This is a genomic window from Frisingicoccus sp., assembly GCA_016298055.1.
In the GTDB taxonomy this organism is placed as follows: Bacteria; Bacillota; Clostridia; order Lachnospirales; family Lachnospiraceae; genus Frisingicoccus.
In genome coordinates this window covers 1-5,471 of the sequence record JAEDDO010000117.1, presented here as the reverse complement: position 1 = coordinate 5,471, position 5,471 = coordinate 1, and the positions used below count along the sequence as shown (strand labels likewise).

The 5,471-nt window shown below is 41.3% G+C and carries 2 protein-coding genes; both read left to right on the top strand.

The features are described from left to right. The first annotated feature begins 115 nt into the window (after positions 1-115). Positions 116-1,573, top strand: coding sequence for an ABC transporter substrate-binding protein (locus QZZ35_RS08640; RefSeq protein ID WP_291237036.1), 1,458 nt, complete (start codon positions 116-118; stop codon positions 1,571-1,573). A gap of 51 nt (positions 1,574-1,624) precedes the next feature. Next, entirely contained in the window at positions 1,625-5,446 is a 3,822-nt protein-coding gene (locus QZZ35_RS08635) for a response regulator (protein ID WP_291237035.1), read from the top strand. The last annotated feature ends 25 nt before the right edge of the window (positions 5,447-5,471 follow it).

Below are 5,471 nucleotides of genomic sequence, written 5' to 3'. Positions count from 1 at the left end.
CCGATTGACTGGCAGATCGAGAATGTTTAGAAGGAATATGAAAAGCCGGAATTCTCATTTGAATGAGAAATCTGGCTTTTGTTAAGAAAAAATACAAATACAGGGGAAGATGAATATGAAAAAGAGAGTATTAATCAATATGCTTGCACTTTCTGTGCTGGCAGGAACATTAACAGGATGCGGAAATGCCGGGCAGAAAGGTGTAAAGCTTGACCCGAATAATCCGATTTCGCTGACAATATGGCATTATTATAATGGGATACCTCAGGCTGCATTTGATGCTCTGACAGAGGAATTTAATGCGACTGTCGGCAAAGAACAGGGAATTTATGTCAAAGGTTACAGTCAGGGATCGGTATTTGACCTGGAGAAGGCCATTACAGATTCGGTGGACGGTGTTGTGGGAGCTGAGAAAATGCCGGATATTTTTTCTTCTTATGCCGATACGGCTTATGCGACACAGAAAAAAGTCGGTCTTGCAGATCTGACCCAATATTTTACGGAAGATGAATTGGCTGCATATGTAGATTCTTACGTTGAAGAGGGGTATTTTAATAATGACGGTGCCCTGTATCTTTTTCCGGTAGCAAAATCAACAGAGATCATGATGATCAATAAGACAGACTGGGAACCGTTTGCAGAACAGACAGGTGCCGAAGTAGAAGACTTAAATACGATGGAAGGTGTCATAAAAGTTGCCCAGCTCTATTATGAATGGACAGATGCACAGACTCCGGATGTTCCGGATGACGGAAAAGCATTTTACGGACGGGATTCTATGTCTAATTATTTCATTATCGGAATGAAACAGATGGGAACAGATCTCTTTGAAGTAAACGATGGAAATGTCACATTAAATACAGATAAAGATAAGATCCGTCGTTTATGGGATAATTATTATGTGCCATATATGAAGGGATATTTTGCAGCTTTTGGTAAATTCCGTTCCGATGATGTAAAGACCGGAGATATTCTTGCATATACAGGTTCTGCGGCCTCATCTATGTATTTCCCGGATAATGTTGAAGGGGAAAATGATGTCTATCCGATCGATTTTATTGTATGTGATGCTCCGATCATGGATGGCGGCGAACATTATAAAGTTCAGCAGGGTGCGGGTATGGCTGTAACAAAATCCGACGAGCAGCACGAATATGCCGCAAGTGTCTTCTTAAAATGGTTTACGCAAAAGGAAGAAAATCTTCGTTTTGTATGTGAGTCTGCCTATCTTCCGGTTTTAAAAGAATCAAATACAGTGGAAGCTCTGGATAAGGTCATTGAAGACAATGCTATAGAAATTAATCCGAAAGCATATGCCTGTCTGGAAAGCACAATGAATAATTTTGATAATATCACATTCTATACATCTGCATGTTTTGATAATGGTTACAGTGCAAGAAAGGTACTGGATTATAATCTTTCCGATAAAGCACAGGCAGACAAAGAAGCTGTTGAACTGGCAGTATCCGCCGGTACTTCCCGCGAAGAAGCTGTTGCGCCATACATCACCGATGAAGCCTTTGATGCATGGTATGACAGTTTTTGTCAGGCATTAAATGATGCTGTAAAATAGGTTTATGCATTTGTTTTACACAGTAATAGATAAAGAATGGGGGGACATGAAATGAGTGATACTCCAAAACGGAAAAAAAGGCTGCTGTATATTTTTCTGGTTCCTTTGATCGGAATTGTAGTCATGCAGGGAGTATTATTGCTTTCTATGATTTTTTTCAGTGGCGTTAAAGGTACATTGGAAAACAATGCAGTCGAGACGGACATGCATATTTTGAGCAACAGACAAATGGCCCTCCAGAATACGATGGTCGGTGAATGGGGAACCTTATCTGTTGAGAGTGAAGAATATTCGATCGTGCTGAAAGAGCTTTTGGATGAACGTCACATGACAGTCTATGATTTTCTGGATGACAAAGATGCACAGGAAGCATATCTGGAACGTATATTTCCGAGTATGATTACAGACATACAACAAAAAAGTGTGTCCGGAGGATTTTTGATCCTGGCGAACAGGATGCCTGTAGAGGAAGCGGCGGATTATTGCGGATTTTTTATCAGAGATTCGGATCCGTCAAAGAAAACGGCGACCAATGCAGATTTGCTGATCGAGCGAGGTAATAAAAATCTGGCAAGAAGTGCATCGATACCATTGGATAATCAGTGGTCAAAAAATTTTCATTTTGAGGGAAAAGGAAATAGAAAAGCCGATGATTTTTATTATGAACCCTATACGGCAGGTGCAGCTCATACAGATACGGATATGGTGAATCTTGGATACTGGTCGATGCCTTTTGTCCTGGAAGACAGTTATATGGACAGTCACCGAATGATCACCTATTCTTTGCCGTTGATCTATGACGGGATCATTTATGGGGTGCTCGGAACAGAGATCTCTCTTAACTGTATTGGAGATTACATGGATATCCGCGAACTGGATTCAAATCTGAATGCAGGGTATATTCTTGTAAAAAAACAGGAAAATAATACGTATAAAACCGTCACCGGAAAAGGAATGTTATATGAATATGTTTCCGGGTCGGGCGAGACATTTACTTTAAGTGAACACCAGATCAAAGGATTGTATCTGGTGGATGATGTGAAAGTTGGGGAACAGAATATTTACGCAATGACAATGCCTCTGAATCTATACAGTAATAATGTTCCTTATGATGATACACAGTGGCAATTATGTGCGCTTGTGACGGAAAATTCTATTTTCGAGACAGGAAATAAATTGTATGAGGGTATTATCGGAAGTATTATCATCTGTGCGCTGCTTGGACTTGTTGTCATCATTTTTGTTGTCCGGGGTGTTATGAAGCCTGTATATCGTCTGATGAACAGTGTTCGTGGTGGTGTGGAAGGGATCCGGCAATTTGTGCCTTCGCAGATACTGGAAATTGATGAACTCCATCAGGTAGTGGAAGATGTGACCGAAGCCCAGAAAAAGACGGAAAATCGTTTGATTGAGGAAAAAGAGCGTTACCGTCTTGCTATTGAAAGTTCGCAGGACATATTTTTTACATATCGTAAACCGGAACATCGTCTGGAGATCGTTAATACAGAGGGATGGGATGGTAACTGGGAGTGTACGGAGGACAAAACCTTCTTTGAACATTTTTATGTACATCCTCTTGACAAAATACAGGTGGAACATGCATTTAAAGGAGGCGCGGCAAAGGTTGAAATTGAGTTCCGAATGAAGCAGCATCCGGATAAAGAGTATGAATGGTATTTACTTTTTGCCAGCATCGCCTATGACGAAGCAGGAGAGATCAACAGGATCGTCGGTTATCTGCACAATATCCATTTGCGTAAAGAACGTGAATTGGAACAGATAAAAAAGAAGACGATCGATCCGGTAACAGAGTTTTATCATATCCATGAAGGGCTGCGTCTTGTTCATGAGATGCAAAGTCAAACGTCTGAAGGTGTTGTTTTCCTGCTTAAGATTATGTCGTTCCATACATTAAATGAACAGTACGGTTTGATTTTCGGGGATATTATACTTGAACAGTTGTCTGAATATCTTTGTCAGGAATGTGGGGATGCGGATATACAGAATGAAGTGCTGATGCGGGCCGGTTATTCTGAGATCGCTGGATGGCTTCCGGGAACAGACGAAGATCAGGCAGAGAAAATCATGGATCGGGTGAGAGAAAAATTTGCAAATCTGATCCATGGAGATATCATCAAGCTCAATTTTGCCTGTGGGCTTGTTCATACAGATAATGAAACCGACATTCAGACATTGATGGAATACAGTAAAATAGCTGTGGAACAGGCAGAAAAGAAATATATGGATACGATCCGATATGAAGCATTGTCCGATTCGGAGAAAGATATAGCGACAAAGGCAGAGTTTGAAGACGTCGTTTCCATCGGATATACAAAAAATATGGGACTTGTCTCAGTCGCTCTGAATTTATTTGACAGAGCCGGTTCCATCTATGTGCTTCTCGATATCCTTGCTGTGAAACTTCAGAGACAGTATATGTTAGAGAACCTGATTATTACTTCATATAGCAAAGAAAATATGGTCAACAGTCTGGAGTATTCCTGGAAAGATATTCCGGACGCAGAGGCCAGAATATATGAAAAGATGATGTCTCGCGAGTTTATATCGGATGAATCCGGAATTAGGGTCAATATGACCGATAACGGACATTATTCCGGTACGATCTTCTTTGTCGGATTGTCGGAAGAGCTGCTTGAAAATTCGGCAGAAAAGAAGGAGATCCGGGAGCTTGCGACAGTTATCCAGAACAGGATCAATCAGGAAAAACACGATCTGTCGGCTCAGGCCAAAGCGGATTTTCTTGCGCGTATGTCTCATGAGATCCGCACACCGATGAACGGTATTATCGGTATGACAGAAATTGCCTTGAAAGAGGGGCAGTCAAAGGAGAGATGCATGGATTGTCTGCAGAAGATCAGAGGATCTTCCCAGCATTTATTATCTCTTGTCAATGATATTTTGGATATGTCTAAAATTGAAAACGGAAAAATGCAGATCACGGAATCCAAAGTGAACTTCGAGAAGAAATTGTATAGTCTGTACAGTCTGATTGAATCCAAGATTACTGAGAAACATATGCACTATACAGAAAAAATCGAATTGGAGCATTCCTGGTTCTGGGTGGACGAACTGAGAGTGAGTCAGGTTCTGATCAATATCCTTGGAAATGCCATCAAATATACCGATGAGGGCGGCAATATCGAATTTGAAGCAATCGAAAGAAAATATGATGACGAAACATCAGAAATTTATTTTGCCGTAACAGACGATGGTGTCGGAATCAATGAGGAAGATCAGCAAGTCGTATTTCACAGTTTTGAACAGGCTAAAAACCAGGATGGTGTATACCGACAGGGAACCGGTCTTGGTCTTGCGATCAGTAACCGGTTAGTGAATTTAATGGGAAGCAGCATTCACCTTGAAAGTGAATTGGGCAAAGGAAGTAAATTCAGTTTCACACTTCGCCTCAAATGGGCACACATGGCGCAGGATGAGGAAGTTTCATCCGAAGAAACAATCAATCTGAAAGGAAAACGCATTCTTATTGCCGAAGATAATGAGCTGAATCAGGAGATCATTCAGACAATTCTCGAAGATTACGGTATTCTGGTTGAACTTGCCTTCGATGGTCAGATTGCCGTGGACAAGATGAAAGCATCCCCGCCGGGATATTACGATATGATCCTTATGGACATTATGATGCCGAATATGGACGGACTGGAAGCCACAAGGCAGATCCGAAAACTTTCCCATCCGGATAGCCAGACTATACCAATTATCGCCATGACAGCGAATGCCTTTGCAGAAGAGCAGAGACAATCTGTGGCCAGCGGTATGAATGCCCATTTGTCCAAGCCGTTGGACATTGAAAAACTTCAAAAAACATTAAAACAATATTTGACCAATGGGTGACCAATGGGGACGGAGTTTGTGGCTT

Bases quoted from the DNA above. Each gene is read 5' to 3' on its own strand.
- QZZ35_RS08640 (WP_291237036.1), top strand. From the start codon at position 116: ATGAAAAAGAGAGTATTAATCAATATGCTTGCACTTTCTGTGCTGGCA.
- QZZ35_RS08635 (WP_291237035.1), top strand. From the start codon at position 1,625: ATGAGTGATACTCCAAAACGGAAAAAAAGGCTGCTGTATATTTTTCTG.